We start from the raw sequence: 16,495 nt of genomic DNA, 5'->3' as shown, positions 1-16,495 counted from the left end.
CTCCCACGGGCGATTTGCATCTCCGCGATGCTTCGTCCCAATCAACTGAAGGCAGGCCGACCGCAGCGCGGGTGATTATTACGGCTGGGCGCGCGCGATGCAACAAAGGGGACTGATGAATTGGGAAATTAGTCGCCAGTTTTTCAGCCGACAATCACTTGGCGGAAGCACGCGCGGCGAGAATCGCCCTGACCAACTCTTCGGGAATTGGGGCAAAGTTGTGTGTGGCTGCCGACTCGGTCGAACCGGTCTCTTTAGCGAGCGTCACGGTTTGTTGATAGCTGTGGAGATAGTCCATACATTCGGCGCAAATCTCAAGGTGATGCGCGAAGATCGCCTGTTGATCAGCGGGGAGTTCGCCGTCGACATAGTCCATTAGAAATTCAATAATCTCTTGGCAAGTCACGAGGGCGGTCCTTGAAAATGCGGGTCCAAGAGTTCGCGCAGCGCGAGTCGCGCTCGGTGGAGTCGGGTCTTGACGTTGGCTGGGCTCAATTGCAGTAGTTCCGCGGTTTCTTCTGCCGATCGTTCCTCCAGATCGCGGAGCAGCAGAATCACGCGGTAGGACTCAGGCAACTGATCGATGCAATTGCGAACCAGTTCGCACGTTTCGCGGGCTAGCAGCGGATCGTGCGTTTTTCCGTCCTTCCAGGGGCCTCCCGGCCATAGTCGATGACCGTCTTCAATGAATTTCGGCAACAGAGCCTCGATGGAGCGTTCAGGTCGGCGTCTCTGCGATCGCAACTTCATCAGAGCGGCGTTAACAGTAATGCGATGCAGCCAGGTTCCTAACTGCGACTGTCCGTTGAACAGACCGATCGACCGAAACGCCGAGAGTAGCGCGTCCTGCAGCACATCCTGGCAATCGGCGTCGCTGTCGACATACCGGCGAGCCACCGCGAGCAAGCGTGGGCCATGCTCGCGCACTAATTGCTCGAAGGCGCCGCCGTCCCCCGCCTGCAACTGCTGCACGAGTTGGCTTTCGCCAAGGGGAGCGGATTCGGCAGGTTGAAACGTGGTCATGGTTTATAAGGTAGCCGAGGCCGGAACGCAGGAACAAGGCGCTCTGCCGCACTTGTTTGCGTATCCAGCAGTCGTAGATTCCTCGCCAGCCACTTGCTCTCGCTTGGACGCTTGCGGTACGCTTGGCCCGTAGTCAACAGTTACGATTCGACGTCGCGCGAGGCTGTCATGCAGGGTTTGTTCGCCAAGATTGAAGAAGCATCGGCATTCATCCGTTCCAAGTGGAACAAGCAGCCCCACGCGGGCATTATCCTGGGAACAGGGCTCGGTAGTCTCGTTGAGCAGATGCAGCAGGATGTGGCCATCGACTACAGCGAAATCCCGCACTTCCCTCGCAGCACGGCCATTAGCCATCGCGGTCGCTTGATATGCGGCACCCTTGGCGGTCTGCCCGTCATGGCGATGGAAGGCCGCTTTCACATGTATGAGGGGTATCCTCTCGACACTATCACCCTGCCGGTGCGGGTGTTCAAGTCGCTGGGTGCGAAACTGCTCGTGGTCTCGAACGCTTGCGGAGGCATGAATCCGTATTATCAATGCGGCGACATCATGGTGATCGACGATCACATCAACTTGATGGGTGGCAATCCGCTGATTGGGGTGAACGATGACCGCCTGGGGCCGCGCTTCCCCGATATGAGCCAGCCCTACGACCGCCAACTGGTCGATCGCGCGCTCGAAGTGGCTCGCAAGCAAAACATTGTCGCTCACAAGGGTGTGTTTGTAGCCGTATCGGGACCGAATCTCGAAACGCGGGCCGAGTATCGCTTCCTCCGGTTGATTGGTGCCGATGTCGTGGGGATGTCGACCGTGCCAGAAGTGATCGTCGCCGTCCATGCCGGGCTCAAGGTCGTCGGCTTTTCGATCATTACCGATATGTGTTTTCCCGATGCGCTCGAGCCGGCCGATGTACCCAAGATCATCGCCACCGCCAATGCCGCAGAACCCAAGCTTCGCGCGCTCGTAATGGGTGTGCTGGCTCAAGAGCAAGTTTCGTAACCGTGGGACAGGCAGCCTGCCTGTCATGTCTTTCCAGTCGGTTCACAGGCTGGAAGCCTATGCCACGGCAAGAGTGGGCCAATTAGATTATGAACGCGATCATTCACCACGACCGAGATCGCATGCTGCAAGATGCCCTGGCGGTCGTTCGCGCGCGTTGGACCTGCACGCCAGAAGTTGCGATCATCCTCGGTACTGGGCTCGGCGATTTAGCCGACGAAATCGCTGCCGAGCAGATAATTCCTTATCGCGAGATTCCTCACTTTCCGCATTCGACCGCGCTGGCTCACAAAGGTAACTTTATCTGTGGGCGCATTGACGACGTTCCGGTCATCGTCATGCAAGGGCGCTGTCACTTGTACGAAGGATATCCCGTCGAGCAGGCGACGTTGCCGGTCCGCGTGATGCAATCGCTGGGAGCCAAGACGCTGATCGTTTCGAATGCGGCCGGGGGTGTGAATCCTCTGTTTGAAGTCGGCGATGTGATGATTATCGAAGATCACATTCAGCTGATGTTTCTCGAAGGTCTGGCGCCGTTCTCAACCGGCCAGACAGATCGCATGCCGCGCGTGCAAGCGCGTCTCTATTGTCCCAAGCTGGTCGATGCCGGTCTGAAGGCTGCCCGCGAACTCGGTTTTGCCTGTCAACGTGGCGTGTATGTGGCAGTTACGGGACCGAGCTACGAAACGCGCGCGGAATATCGCATGTTTCGCCGCATGGGAGATGTGGTGGGCATGTCGACCGTGCCCGAAGTCCTCGTGGCTGCCAGTTGTGGCTTGCGTGTGTTCGGCATTTCAACCGTTACCAACATTGCCCGGCCCGATGCCATCGTGCGTGAAGAGGTTGATGCCGAGCACGTCGTGAAGGTCGCGCAAAAAGTGCAACACAAAGTGCGGGCACTCGTCCATGGCGTGCTGGCCGCGATTCGAGACGAAGGCCTAGCCAACTAGCCCGACGCGTCAGCGAGGGAGAATCTCGTACCAACGGTTTCGCGCAGTTCTCCCTCGCTAACGCGTCGGGCTAAGTGCGCCACACTCACCTGCTGAGGCCCCGATGAAGCTCTCCTTGGTTTCGCTGCCTACCTGCTGTTGGTTGTTAGCGTTAACAACTGGTCGTGCGCAAGAACCTACTGGCGAACTCGCCGACAAACTAGCGAAGGTCACATTTAAAAAGTACGCCGCTGCGCCGGGATATTCCGAGGGTCCCACTTGGCGAAATGGTGAAGTCTTCTTTTGCAGCGGAGCCCTGCTGCGGGTCGACGCGAAGCAGCAGGTTCACAAGTATCTCGAAATCAATCCCGCGGGAACAATTCTCAATCCACGAACCGGCAGCCTGTTCGTTGCCGACAATAAGCACAAGGCCATTCTCGAAGTGACTGAGAATGGCTCGGTGGTGGTACTGGCCGAGCAGCACGAAACGCAGCCATTGCGGGGTTTGAACGACCTCACACTCGATGGTGCCGGCAACTTTTATTGGAGCGATCCGGAAGGCTCTTCGGCCGCGAACCCAGTCGGCAACATTTACCGCCTGAGTGCCGACGGTCGTGTCGATCGTGTGGCCGGCGGTCTCGCGTTTCCCAATGGCCTCGATGTCGATCCGGCCAGCAATTTCCTCTACGTGATCGAATCGCAGTCGAAGAAGATTCTGCGCTATCCACTCACCCCTGCCGGGAAATTGCTCGGGAAGTCGGAAGTGTTTTACGACCTCGGCGGGAGTGGCGGCGATGGGTGCGCGTTCGATGCCGCGGGAAATCTTTGGGTTGCCGATTTTCATCGGCCAGAGTCGGGCCAGGGTCGCATCACCGTGCTGAGCCCCGAGGCGAAGGCGCTTGCCTATTTGCCTGTCCCCGCGAAGGTTGTCAGCAATATCGCCTTTTGCGGCCCGAATCACGACGAGATCTTTTGCACGACCGGCGATCCACCGGGTGTGTTTCACGCAAAGGTTGGCGTAAAAGGTTTTGGGGGGCATTTGCCGGCGAAGCATGCTGCGATTCGTTCACTCGACGTAGTTCCGCTGCAACCGCACGCGGACGCCAAGATTCTCCTCGACATGCTCAAGCTGGCAGGTGCTTTCAAGTACAACTCGGAAGAATTGACCATACAAGCGCGCGATGCTCGCCTAGCGCAGCTGAGTCGGCTTGCCGCCGAAATCAAAGATGAACAACTGCACGGCGAGGTCTATCGTCACCTTGGCGAGTTGGACCAGGCTGCTGCAAATCACGCCAGCGACTTGGAATTGATCGCCGAAATCAAACGCCTTGGCGGCAAAGTCAAGAGTGAGGTTGTCGCGCCCCAGTGGCTGCGCGCAATTACCGGCGACGGAGCGCTCACGATTTTCCAACGCATCGTCGAGATTGATCTGAACGAACGAACCGATGGACACAAAGAGCCGACGCCGAAGAAGCTTACCGATCGAGTGACGGATGAGTTCTTGCAGAACATCGGCCAGCAGCGACTCTTGCGGAATCTACAACTAAGCGGAACAGCTGTGACCAGTGCTGGCTTGGTTCACCTCGGCACTCTGCCAAACCTAGAAAAACTGAACTTGTGCCTGACTGCCGTGAGTGACGAAGGATTTGAGCACCTCGGCAAACTTAGAAAGATGAAACGGATGACAGTCTGTGCCTCGAAGATTACGGGGAGCGGATTCAAGTACCTCACCAGATTGAAGCAGTTGGAGTCGATCAACCTCCATTCTTCGCCGGCCAGCGATGAAGGGTTGAAAGCAATTGGCCAATTCCCCAGTTTGACGCGGCTGGAAATCGTGCATACCAATGTCACGGATGAAGGGTTGCGGCAATTGGCTGGGCTGAAGAATCTCAGGCAGTTGCATATTCATGGGCCGAAGACAACCTCGGAGGCTTTACCGTTCTTGGGCGAACTTAATGAGCTTTACGAACTTGATGTCTACGATCAAGCAGCGAGCGACGCGACGCTCCAGCAAGTTGCTCAGCTGCCGAAGCTCCGCAAGCTAATGCTCATCAACGGGAACTTCAGTGATGAAGGAGTGAAACAGCTCGTGACGATCAACACGCTGGAGAACGTCACGCTCATTTCACCGAACATGACGGACGCTTCGCTATCAGTACTGGCTGACTTGAAGAATCTGCGCACGTTGGATTTGCGCGGAGGCAAATTCAGTGAGGACGCGAAACAGAAGCTGCAAGCGATATTGCCTGACGTGCAGATCAAGTATTAGAGGGCGCGCATTCACTCTTCGACTGCAGCTGAGATGACCATCTCGACCCGATAGTTGCCGGATAGTCCGGCTTGAACGCAGGCGCGAATGGGCGCGTGTCCTGGGGGAACCCAGGCATCCCAGGCCGCATTGAGCGCCGGCGCATCGGCCATCTCATGCAGATAGACGAGGACCTGCAAGATCTGCTCGCGATTGCTGCCGATCTGTTCGAGGGTGGCGTTGATCTGCTGCAGCACTTGCTCGGCTTGGCCCTGGGCATCGGTCGAAGGATCTTCCGCAACTTCGACCCATTGCGCCACGCCGCGATGGATCACGACATCGGACCAGCGTGCAGAATTGCCAATCCGTCGAATGGTTGTCATGTCTTCGCTCCTGCTAGTGATTAGGGGCCTCGCATTGTGCTGGGAAAGGGGCAGAAGTTCAAGTTGCATCGACGAGGGGCTGGGACGTAAGTTCGCTGTGCAGGCAACAGTGGGGTGTTGATAAATCCGGGGAGTTCATCAACACCTGTGTGAGTATTCCTCGAGAACGGCAAGTGGAAGTGTTGATAAACTCCACAAATAATCAACGAATAGGGCAAAGCGAAGCCTAGCTATACAGCGACTTACGTCGACAAGTTGACCCGTGCGCACGGGCGGTCGATACTATCGGCCGGATCGAAGGTCACCTCTCTCACTCACGTCCAGAGTCCATTATGTTCCGCCAGCCTGATTCACTGCTATCGATCTTGATCGTTGTTGGTATTGCCAGTTTCGCGAGCAATTGGGTCGCTGCGGAAGAGCCGGCTGCCGTTACCAAGCGGCCGAACGTGCTACTGATCGTGGCCGACGACAAGTAGCAAGAAATCTGTCTGAAAGCTGTTCTCTGTGTGAAAAACTGGAGAAATCCGGTCCAATCTCAACAGCTGGTGACGAGCATTGAATTGCTGGGAATCATGGCAGGTTCTGTGATCGTTAGTTAAATTAACTACACATTGCTACAGTGGGGCGCGCTCGGGCAAATCGCGTAATGTAAGTGGCTGAATCCGCAGCAGGGTCCTCAGCGAACGCCTTCCGCATTCTGATTAGTCCACACCGACTTCCACAAGTTCGAAGGTCTCAGAACTGCGAGATGCAACGCGAATAACTCAGAGGCCGGAACTGAACCGGCGACACATGGATTTTCAGCCAAGGAAAAGGAGCCTGGATTTTCGCGAGATTTCCCCGGGATTTCCGGCAATTTAGCCCTAAAAACAGGGCCTTTCAATCCCTTTCATTCACCCTCATTTTTCCGCGGTTTTCGGCGGTATCTTCGCACAAAAACGGTACAAAAACGGTAAAGACTCTTTGCGGGAACTCAGTACTTCTCCATCCTTACGTCGCGGGTTCATCTCGTTTTCCAGGAGCCGTAGAGTATGAATCAGACGAGGTAGCTTGAACGAATCGGCTGGCTCCGAAGTTTCGCCGGGAACGCGAATACGGCAATGCCAAGAGATCGACTTTGGCAAAGCGCAGGAGATCATGGTGCGGGTCGGCTAACTTTCCTCCATGTCGCCAGTTCAGGCCTGCAGTGCCCAGTTCGGCTGGTCCAGTTCGTACCCTCGGCCGATGTGTTTGCGACAAGAAGCTTGGGAGAGGAGGAGGAGATGTAGGAAGCAAATCTGAAACCTTTCATCGGAATCCTGCGGGTGGAAAACCCGTCCGGTAGCGTCTGACCAACGGCCGGAAGCGAGTCTTGCGTGGGGCGAGGGTAACCCGCACTGCGAAGCGTAGACAGCCAGTCCGAAAGCCATGCTATTGAGCGCCGAAAGGCCTTTCGCAGAAGCCCTTGCTGTACACATACCAGGGGCCACGCTGCCGCACTGTACGGTCTGGTGCGAGCAGTCCCGCCGGCGTCGACTGAACATGGCGAACGGACAATTGGGATTCCCCAGGAACTTGCGAGATCCTGTCGTTCCCTCAGCTAGATCCCGGCCAGGAGACACCGGGTTATCAACTCCAGGCCTGGGCGGTGCATTCGTCCGCTCAGGAGCGAAAACAACGAGTGATCGCTGAGGTACCACCAAGCGAAGGTAACGAAGTGCGGCGGGATGGGCGGCAGGAAGTCGTAGCGCTTTGATAGTACCCGTGAAGCAGGGGAACTTGCCCCGGAGGACCCTGTGGAGGAAAGCGAAGCGTCGGCCGACAGACCTGATTGAGGGAACCATGTCGAACACATCGAGGTTCGATCAACATGTCACCGTAACTCGATCGGATAGCTTCGGGGACCATCGCGGATGGCGAACCTGTCGGTCGAAGAACCGGATGCGCTAATGTGCGCACGTCCGGGTCTGTGGGAGCCCTGGCGGGCAACCGCCAGGGCCACCCAACGCCGTGAACCCTTTTTGGCGAGAGTGAAAAAGTCTTGATGCGATTGAGGTTAGTGGCGATGCTTTCGTTTCTCACCGCGAAAGGATCGTTCACCGCTCACCCGAAAGGATTCGGGAATGTCGCATCAAGACCCTAGTCGAAGTCAGCAAGGTCGAAGTCAGGTTGTCGTTGCCGAGTTCCAAGCGGATCAGCTCAAGCAGTCACTGGAGCGATTGCTCGGCGAGGGGGACTGGGGTGCGATTCGGTTTCGTGACGACTGCACGTGGGGCCCACGGCAATTGGCGGCCACGGCGTTGCTCTGGGCTTGGTCGGATGAACTCACGCTGGGGGACCGCTTCTTTGCTGCCCGCAGATTAGCTCAATTTCTGTTTGCGCCGCAACAGGAGTTTGCCAGTTCGGTGCAAGCCTTCATGAAGTTGCTGCTGCGTTGGACGGTGCTGCTGGTCGGCGTATTGCAGGTGACGTTTCGACGGCAGATGCAGCGTGCATTTCCCACCCTTTGGCGAGTTCATGGCCTGGTCCTCTTCGGCATTGATGGCAGCCGAGTCGACGTGCCGCGAAGCAAGTCACACGAGGCGGCACATGCTCCGGTTCGCGATGGTAAGGGACGAAAACTCAAACGCAATCGTCGCCAGAAACCGCGCACCGCGATTCACTCGCGCAAGGCAAGCGTCCCGCAAATGTGGTTGACCCTGCTGTTTCACGTCGGCACAGGACTGCCTTGGTCGTGGCGAATCGGTCCGACCGGCAGTAGCGAGCGCGAGCATTGGTTGGCGATGCTCGACGAACTTCCGAGCAATGCCCTGATCACCGCCGATGCTGGCTTCGTGGGTTACGATTGTCTGCGCGCCGTTGTTAACAGTGGTCGCCATTTCCTGGTGCGAGTCGGTTCGAATGTGCGTCTGCTGTACAAGCTGGGCTTCTCCCGCGAAGTCGTTGGCACGGTGTATCTCTGGCCCGATCGTGCTGCCCGTCGCAGTCAGCCGCCGCTCGTGTTACGCCTCGTCGTGGCCACTGGTGGAAAGTATCCGGTCTACTTGCTCACCAGCGTCGGAGAAGAAGAATTATCGCGCGGACAAGTCCTCGACGTTTACCGTCGTCGCTGGGGCGTGGAACTCTTCTTTCGCCACTTGAAGCAAACGTATCAGCGCCGCAAACTTCGCAGCACCAATGCCGCGCATGCGCGTTTGGAGTTGGAGTGGTCGCTGCTGGGACTATGGAGCATGGCGCTCGATGCTCAGGTCCAAGCGACGCGCGTACAACTAGATCCTACTCAACTCAGCCTAGCGGGCGTCTGGCGCACGTATCGGCGGCTGATGCGCGACTATCGACATCCGCTGGCTCGGCAACAATCGCTCCCCCACCAACTCCCTCAAGCAGTGCGCGACACCTACGAGCGAGCCAACAAATCCAGCCGCAACTATCCTCGCAAAAAACGTCCCGACCCGCCCGCTGGCTCTCCCGAGTTCCTACTCGCTACCAAGTCCCAAATCCATCGCGCCCGCTACCTCACGACCGCTGCCTAAAAAGGGTTCACGGCGTTGAGGGCCACCCGGCCCGACGCAGACTTGCAAGATCATGGTAACGGGCAGCTGCGTGATCGTTAGTGTGTGTCGCTTATATCCTTAACACCGTAAAACCGCGCCGCGTTCGCATGGAATAACTTGTTCGAGACTTGTCGCCCCTTGTCATCGAAATACGCTTTTGTCAGCAAGACCACCGATGCGTAGTCGCCCGAAGTTTCCGAGACCGGCCAATCGCTGCCGAACACGAGGCGATCTTCTCCATAGCATTCCCAAGCCAGATCTAGAATGGGCTTGTAAAAACCGATCTCCCGAGAAGCGGGCTGCTGTTTGACCCGACCATAGAGGGCGGAGACTTTGCAAAAGACATTCGGGAACTTCGCCGCGGTCCGCATTTTGCCAACCCACTGGGGATCGAGCGGCTGGCCATCCAGTTGCACATTGCCAAAGTGATCGAGAATGATTTTGAGCTTCGGCACACGTCTCGCGATTTCGGCGACATCGTCGAGTGTGTATTGGCCCACAAGGATATCGAGCGTTCTGCCCTTGTCCGCGGTAAGTGCGAGGTCGCGAAAGAAGGCGTCGGTCAACTTATCCTGGTAGCGACCCGACAAGCGATAGCCGACATAGCGCTCGTCTTGGCAAAGTTTCTCGAACAACGGCCGAAAATCATCGGTTCCAATCACCTTGGAGAGGTTGCCGACAACTCCTCGATATACCTGCTTATTGTGTGCGGTAACGTCCAGATTCCACTGATTGTCCGGCAGGCTTTGTCCGGCTTGCACCACGACAACGGCCTGGACTCCGTTGGCTTTCGCGAGCGGTTCGTGGTGCATTGGGAGGAAGGATCGGTTCAGAACCTTGCTGTCCTTCGAGATCCACGTGATACCTTCCGGCCGACCGGTATCCCAGAGATGCACGTGGCAATCCACGATCGGAATGTCGGAGGCGTCGCCTGCGCGGCCGTTTCCAGTAAGCGACAGACACCACAGCAATGCGAGTGCCAGTCGCACGATCCGCCCACGGAACATTATTAGAGTCCCGCTCCTCATACGAGGAACTCCGGAATGACGCCCAGTTGCTGGAGCTTCTTGCTTTCCAATGCCATGTCGAAGTCGCCGAAGTGCTTGATCGGGTTGCCGTACGCGTTGAGGATCGTCGTATACCAATTGCCGAGCGTCTTATGGCCGGCTTCGCCGTGTTTGGGCAGGCGGATGTAGCGTCCGGCAATGTTGAGCTTCGCATTGCGTCCCGAGAACACTAGGAACGGCCATTCGCTGCCGTTGCTATGGTGGGTTTCGCCGTTATCGGGAAAGTAGAACAGCATCGTGTTGTCGAACATGTTCCCGTCGGCTTCGGGCACCGCTTTGAGTCGGGAGATAATGGTGTCGACCAGCTTCATATGCTGCGTGCGCACGGCGGCACGAATATCGAGAGCCGTGAGTTTGCCGACGCCCTTGCCGTGTCCGACGTCATGAAGGTTGACGGGGTCGTTCTCGATGCCGGGCAATCCGGTGTAGGGCGTGCCGAGTTCATCCACCGTAAATGCGACAACATTGGTCATGCCCGAGATCAACGTCGAGAGCAGAATCTCAGTGTGGCCCCATTGCCGGTCCAGCGTGGAGAGTTTGTCGGCGAAGTATTTGGGATCCATTTGTGGCAGGTTCTTGCGAATGGCATCGGCCATGCCGTCTACCTTTTCATTTCGCCGACGGATATCACCGATGGCATCCGCGTAGTTAGCCACTTTCGCCCGCTCGCTGCCGCTGAGATTGGCGGCGAGTTCTGTTTGGCTGCCGGCAGTGAATTCCAACAGCTTCCGTTCGAGGGCGTAGCGGGTCTGATCTTGTTTTTCGACGGCGACGGATTTGAAAAGCTCATGCAGTGCGACTTTCGGCGAACCGAAGGCGTAATTCGGCAGCCCCGCTCCACGGGCCGAGAACCCCACATCAATGCCTTCGATGTTTCCGCGCGCATTGCCGCCACCGTCCGGGAAGCAGGCCAGTTCGATGTGCTCAAACGGCGAGGGAAAGAGGCGGGCCAACTCGAAATCGACCGTAGCCCATTTGATGGAACTGAGCCGCTCGTTGGCCTTGTAAACACCGAGCGAGGACTGCCACGTATGGTGCCCTGTGGTACACATCATGCCGGAAAGTCCTTGCAGGATGGTCATGTTGCTCTGATGCGCGGCGACGGGCTGCATCCAGTCGGGCAGTTGGTGCTGGTTCAGATCGACGGAGAACGGCAGTTTGCCCTTTTCCTTGGCGGCGTCGGCGGCGGAGAGTGACGACGGCGCCATCACATCGGGAAACAAGCCATTCCCCTTGTGCATGAAGATGAACCGCATCGGCGCCTGACCGGTGATGGGAGCACCGAGAACGTTCTGTAACCAGGGTGCTAGCATGGTGCCGCCGGTAGCCAACGTGGCGGCACGCAGAAAATCTCGTCTATCAAACATGGCCTGGAGTCCGTTTCTATTTGCGGTACATGAATGAATCGGAAGTTAATAATGAAACGATGACTGCGTTGAAGCTGCCGTCGCTTTGGACATAGGCCTGATCGGCCTCGATCAAGGTTTGCGAATCGCTGAGCAGCTCATTGCGTCCCATGTAAAACCGAAACGCATGACGGATGATCGACTGCCGAACGCGTTCGGATTTCGCCAAGCGATCAATCAACTCGAAGGCGTCCGTCACTTCGCCATCCACGTTCGGTTCGCCGGTGCCGGTAATGTTCCCACTGGTCGAAAAGGGGGCGGTCTTATAGGTGTCGCTACCGTACTTGATCTTGGACTTGGCGACGATGTTGTCCGGATGCTCCAGGCTCTCCTCGGTGCGGAAGCGACCGAAATCGTCGTACATTTCAAACGGAATGCCGAGCGGATTCATGCGTACATGGCATTTCCAGCACTCCTGTTTGTTGGTCACCACGCTCAGCCGTTCGCCGAGGGTTTTATGCGGATCATCAGGTATCTTGGCATCGACGGTAATCGGCACATCGGGCACACTCCCGGCGAGCAGCTTCTCGCGAATCCATTTGCCGCGCCGGACAGGATCGGTCGCGGTATTCGCCGAATGCGCAATCAGCCACGCGGGATGCGTGAGGATTCCACGGCGATTTGGCATCGGGAACGGCTGGATGGGATTGTAATCGAAGACACTTTCCTTCCCATAGCTTCCCTCAACGGGAGTCTTGGGCAGGTTATACATCGGCGAATGCCACAGCCGATTTCCGTGGGCCCAGGGAAAGGTCGTAAAGGGCCGACCTCCGCGTCCGAACGTATCTTCAAATAGATTCATCAGTCGGTACAGGTCAGTCTCGTGCACGCCCCGACCTTTGCCTTTGATACCATTCGGAGCCACATATTCCTTCAGCAAGGCTTCGTGATCTTTCGCCACCTGATCTGGATTATTTCGCCAGTCGGTGTCTTTCAGCGTCTCGTAGACTTTCTGCCAGCCCGCGATCAGCTTTGCTCCTTTTTCATTATCCAGGTTGTGATACATGAAAAAGCGATCCGTCGTCAGCAGAGTCTCAAAGACGTTGCGATCCGCCTCCACTACGTTGGCCACTAACCGATCGGCTTCGACAACGAGAAAGCCAGGCGTCCCGAAGGTGCCCCGATCTGGCACTCGATAGATTCCATCGCTGCGCTGAATGTCTTTGAAAACGCGAACGGCCATCGGGTAGCCAAAGAACTCCCGGAAAAAACGGATGATCTTGGGGTGCGAACTCGAGTAATACTCGCCGTGATGCTCGATGCTGAGTGCCGGATCAATGGAACCCTTGTTGTAGGTCTTATCGGCGAGCATCCGCCGCACCTCGCGCTCGTAGTCTGGCTTCGATGCTAACCGGCCCTCGCGGGCGGCCGCTGTTAGCGCGGCGTCTGGACCGCGATCGCCCAGGGCATAGGCAATGGCAAAGCTGGCCTCGTGAGGAGTGAGTTTCTGGCGACCAAACTCATCCGCTGGACCGTCGCCGAACTCCAGGCGATACAAGAACTCTGATTCCAGCAGCACGGCCTGCAGCATCTGTCGCAAGCCCTCCGTGTTGCCGGCGATCTGAATCGCGGAGGACGTGAGGTCGATATATCTCATCAACTCGATGGTGGTCGGCGGACGCCGGAGCACGCGTTCAAACTGAGTTACGATGGCTGCTTGAATTTCGTCCTCGGTCGGCGGTGACTTCTTCAAGATGACCGCCTCGAATGTCGGCGGAGTCACGGGAGAAAAGCGATCGGACTTGTTTTCGAACTCGTCGGCCTTCAATTCCCCATTCTTCACACGGGCCGCGCGGATCTGCTTTTTGGAAATCCACTCGGCGTTGCCCAGCATTGTGAGCAAATGGCCGCCGTTCAAAGTGGCGAGGTCGTAATCCCTCACGCCCGAGTGCTCGGGCAGATTAACCGGGCTGGACACACCGCGCAGGCCATGTTTGTTGCTCTCTCGGGCACGGGCATCGAAGTCGAACACATCAAAGACCCGGTGCTGGAAAATCTGCGGGCTGACGAGCCAGCGGCGAGCCGGGCTGAACGGCTTTTCCTTGACGCTGCCGTCAAACAGTGAACGGTGATCGACCCAGTTGCCGGCTTCGGGAGCCCGCGCTTTCTGGTCGAGTCCGGAGGCCTTGTGCTTCCGGAGTTCTCCTTGCACCCAAGTAAACAGCAGATGTCGCTCTTCCAGCGTGGGCTGGGGCACGTCTTCGGGAGGCATCATGCGGAAGAAGAGCTGTGACTCCGCCTTATTCAGGACATCGAGCAGCGGTGCCTTCTCTAACGACGATAACGTATCAAGTCGTACGCCCGCCTCGCGCGTCTCCGCGCCGTGACACTCGCCGCAAAACTTGACCAACAGCGTCTGGACTTTGTCCGGTATCGCAGCATCTGCACGCGACGCTGACACACCCGAGGCGATCAATAGCAGGACCAGGATGGTTGATGTAAGTTTCATTGAGAGTGCGCAGTGAAATCCGTGGTGGTTCCAGATCGCCTTACCGCGGCGATTGCAATTCAAGCTTCAGGAGCTTCGCCGCATTCTGGCGGTAGATTTTGTTCTTCACCTCGGCGGGAAGATTCAAGTCTTCGAAATAAGTCCACTCCTTTTCTGGGGCCGGAGTCTTGTTGAACGACCACCAGCCCGCGTCCGTCCCGAATAGCAATTTATCCGCATTGCGGATGATGAACTCGCGTCCCTGATCACCCTGCTTGCTAAGGGCGGTGACTGCGGCTGGCGACAAGTCCGCATAGAGATTCGGATATTTCTGCAGCAACCGTTCGCAGGTCCCGTTCCCCAACTGACGCCACCAATACGAATGGGCGATTAAGATGCACTTGGGGTAGGCGTTCAGCACCTTCTCAAGACGCGGCAGTCCCTGTTCATCCATGTTCCGCTTCTGATCGATGTGAAACATCACCGGAAGGCCGACCCGGCTACAGGCATCATAAATCAGCAGATTCTTCGGGTCGTCGAACATGAGCCCGACTCCGTAATGCTCGCCGAAGCCAATGGCCCCGTCCTGTTTTTCCCGCTCCAGGATTCTCATCGCTTCTTCCACCGTTTCCACTTCATCCGGATAGATAATGCAGAAACGATGGATGCGCCCTTTGTATTTCCGATAGTTCGCCAGCATCTCCTGTCGCTCGGCATCGTTGCTGGGCCGACTCCCCTTGTGATCAAGCGGGTGAACGACGCACTGGGTCACGTTGACGCGCTTCATCCACGCGTCGACCACATCCAAGCCATCCTTTCGACAGTCGAAGGCATGGACATGGGTGTCAATGTATCCACCCACAGGATGGATTTGCGGAGTATCGATCTGTGCTGCCTTTAACAATTCCGCCATTGCTTGGCCCATCGCTTCGCCGACGTCCATATAGACTTCGGCCTTGCCGCCATAGTGACCGTTTCCGCTGCCGCCTTGAGCCATGGGGTGGGAATAGACCGTAGCCACATTGCCTTTGAACTCGGGGTACTTACCGCTGTTGCCGTCCACCGCGAGGTGGGCTTCCAGCACCTTGCCGCCGTTGCCCCCGACCCCTTTCACGGATTCGCCCATGGTGGCCAGCACGAACTTTGCATTCGGCGCATGGAAGTCCTTGCGTAACTGTTTGATGAACTGGACGAGATTCTTTTCGTAGTGAGCTGCCCAGACTGCATTGCCGGCATCCTTTTCACCCTGCCAGAAAAAGAAGCCGGCAATTTCGTAGCTCTTCGCCCCTGGGTAGTGCTTGTCGAGATCCGCCAGCACCGTCTTGGCGTCCGCCGTGTCGTCGTCGTACTCTTTGCCGGCATACCAGCCTGCCAGTTGATCACCTTTCAGGGTTACAGTCCCTTCTTTCACGACGGGCGGTGTTGGTTCTGTCCCTTTGGGCCAAGAATCTGGGGCATCTCGATAACCGGCATACACTTTCTCCCCTTCTTCAAATCGCGCGCTTCCCGGAGGCAAAAGATGCCAGCCAAGAGCGCGGTTGCCGATGCAACTCTTGAGAATCATCACGGGCGCATCGACCGCATTGCCGACCACATGTCCGATCCCGAACTCCGGCCCAATGGTACCGGTCTTGATGCCCATCCACTCATTATTCATCAACCCCTTTCCCTGCATCATCCGCACAAAACGCACATCCTTGCGCTCAGTCCAGGCGTCGGTGTCATCCACCAGGTAAGAGTATTTCTTCTTCAACTTGACCGCATGTTCCAGAGATCCTTCGCCACCTGCGATCTTGCCCAGGCCCACCATGTTGGATTGGCCCAGCAAAATGAACACCTGCACGGGCTTGGTCATATCCGCTTGCTTGTCGACGGGCTTGGGGATCTCGACGGCACGCAGGGGAAATGCGGTGTTTATCGCCGATATGCCAGCGAAGACGAGAGTCAACGCGAATCGAGCATTGATGTTCACGGCTTGAACCTGTTGGTGGGAAAGGACGGGCTGGTGAGCAAATCGGCGGCCGCGCCGCGACGAACTGGCCCGGTCGCCGATCGGAGCGCCTCTGATTATGACTGATGGCAGCGAAGGTTGTTAGTAACGATAAACCCGTGCTGGTGGCCGATGGGGGCGTCGAGAACTTCAACGGAGCCGTCGATAAGCTGATTGCCTCGGGCCGACTGCGCATCGTCGGAGCCTGGCTGCCCTTTGCGAGTTCGGTCGCCAGCTGGATAAACGCAGCTTCAAGATTCCTTCCGCTTCCGAACTGCAACCGGCTCGTTTCCCTTGCCGTCCCCCCAAAACAGCATCTCGATCAGTTCGAAGAACTCTGACCGATGTGATGCCTCGGATTCTTCCTCCCATCAACGGGTAAGAAGCCGGTCGGGAGTATCGGATAAGGTCGTTCTCCGTCACGAGGACTTCAAGACCACCGAACGGTTTTCGGGGGCGGTGCGTGCTGACCAGTCGGCCACCGCCGAA

At 57.1% G+C, this 16,495-nt stretch carries 14 protein-coding genes; 7 read left to right on the top strand and 7 right to left on the bottom strand.

Translation table 11 applies throughout. The features are described from left to right. Positions 1-154 precede the first annotated feature (154 nt). Complete coding sequence (locus ETAA8_RS21225; RefSeq protein WP_145092978.1) at positions 155-406, bottom strand: anti-sigma factor family protein; 252 nt, start codon at positions 404-406, stop codon at positions 155-157. Next, positions 403-1,023, bottom strand: a complete 621-nt coding sequence (locus ETAA8_RS21220; RefSeq protein WP_145092976.1) for a sigma-70 family RNA polymerase sigma factor — start codon at positions 1,021-1,023, stop codon at positions 403-405. Before ETAA8_RS21220 ends, ETAA8_RS21225 begins: the two co-directional genes overlap by 4 nt. Positions 1,024-1,191: 168 nt before the next feature. On the opposite strand from ETAA8_RS21220, the gene ETAA8_RS21215 reads away from it, so the two are divergent. From ETAA8_RS21215 to ETAA8_RS21205, 3 genes are all read left to right on the top strand, one after another. Further along, positions 1,192-2,022 (top strand): purine-nucleoside phosphorylase, encoded by an 831-nt coding sequence (locus tag ETAA8_RS21215; RefSeq protein ID WP_145092973.1) that lies wholly within the window; start codon positions 1,192-1,194, stop codon positions 2,020-2,022. 89 nt (positions 2,023-2,111) lie between these two features. Next, positions 2,112-2,972 carry a purine-nucleoside phosphorylase gene (locus ETAA8_RS21210; protein WP_238397457.1) on the top strand — a complete coding sequence of 287 codons (861 nt, stop codon included), beginning with the start codon at positions 2,112-2,114 and terminating at the stop codon, positions 2,970-2,972. 103 nt (positions 2,973-3,075) lie between these two features. Then, the gene (locus ETAA8_RS21205; protein WP_145092971.1) at positions 3,076-5,220 is read left to right on the top strand and encodes an SMP-30/gluconolactonase/LRE family protein; all 2,145 of its coding nucleotides are present in this window, start codon (positions 3,076-3,078) and stop codon (positions 5,218-5,220) included. Between the two features lie 11 nt (positions 5,221-5,231). Here ETAA8_RS21205 and ETAA8_RS21200 read toward each other — a convergent pair whose 3' ends face one another. Next, a complete protein-coding gene (locus tag ETAA8_RS21200) occupies positions 5,232-5,582 on the bottom strand; it encodes a RidA family protein (RefSeq protein WP_145092968.1) in 351 nt (116 codons plus the stop codon). A gap of 332 nt (positions 5,583-5,914) precedes the next feature. Here ETAA8_RS21200 and ETAA8_RS34830 point away from each other — a divergent pair, with 332 nt between their 5' ends. After that, positions 5,915-6,058 (top strand): hypothetical protein, encoded by a 144-nt coding sequence (locus tag ETAA8_RS34830; RefSeq protein WP_202921157.1) that lies wholly within the window; start codon positions 5,915-5,917, stop codon positions 6,056-6,058. 1,626 nt (positions 6,059-7,684) lie between these two features. Then, positions 7,685-9,094: a transposase gene (locus ETAA8_RS21195; protein WP_145090236.1), complete on the top strand. Its 1,410-nt coding sequence runs from the start codon at positions 7,685-7,687 to the stop codon at positions 9,092-9,094. Positions 9,095-9,171: 77 nt separating this feature from the next. Here ETAA8_RS21195 and ETAA8_RS21190 read toward each other — a convergent pair whose 3' ends face one another. Genes ETAA8_RS21190 through ETAA8_RS34825 form a run of 4 tightly spaced genes read right to left on the bottom strand, consistent with a single transcriptional unit; the run spans position 9,172 to position 15,769 of the window. Next, entirely contained in the window at positions 9,172-10,122 is a 951-nt protein-coding gene (locus ETAA8_RS21190; protein WP_202921156.1) for an amidohydrolase family protein, read from the bottom strand. A 17-nt stretch (positions 10,123-10,139) separates the two neighbouring features. Continuing rightward, positions 10,140-11,549 carry a DUF1552 domain-containing protein gene (locus ETAA8_RS21185; RefSeq protein ID WP_145092962.1) on the bottom strand — a complete coding sequence of 470 codons (1,410 nt, stop codon included), beginning with the start codon at positions 11,547-11,549 and terminating at the stop codon, positions 10,140-10,142. Between the two features lie 16 nt (positions 11,550-11,565). Then, a complete protein-coding gene (locus tag ETAA8_RS21180; RefSeq protein WP_145092959.1) occupies positions 11,566-14,037 on the bottom strand; it encodes a DUF1588 domain-containing protein in 2,472 nt (823 codons plus the stop codon). Positions 14,038-14,077: 40 nt separating this feature from the next. Next, complete coding sequence (locus ETAA8_RS34825; protein ID WP_202921155.1) at positions 14,078-15,769, bottom strand: amidohydrolase family protein; 1,692 nt, start codon at positions 15,767-15,769, stop codon at positions 14,078-14,080. Positions 15,770-15,778: 9 nt separating this feature from the next. Between ETAA8_RS34825 and ETAA8_RS34820 the strand changes: the two genes are divergently transcribed. Both ETAA8_RS34820 and ETAA8_RS21170 read left to right on the top strand, forming a co-directional pair. Beyond that, positions 15,779-16,093, top strand: a complete 315-nt coding sequence (locus tag ETAA8_RS34820) for a hypothetical protein (protein ID WP_202921154.1) — start codon at positions 15,779-15,781, stop codon at positions 16,091-16,093. Beyond that, entirely contained in the window at positions 16,093-16,347 is a 255-nt protein-coding gene (locus ETAA8_RS21170; protein ID WP_145092956.1) for a hypothetical protein, read from the top strand. Before ETAA8_RS34820 ends, ETAA8_RS21170 begins: the two co-directional genes overlap by 1 nt. Positions 16,348-16,495 lie beyond the last annotated feature (148 nt).

Origin of the sequence: Anatilimnocola aggregata (assembly GCF_007747655.1) — a bacterium.
GTDB classification, from domain to species: domain Bacteria; phylum Planctomycetota; class Planctomycetia; order Pirellulales; family Pirellulaceae; genus Anatilimnocola; species Anatilimnocola aggregata.
This window is presented reverse-complemented; position numbering and strand designations above follow the sequence as displayed.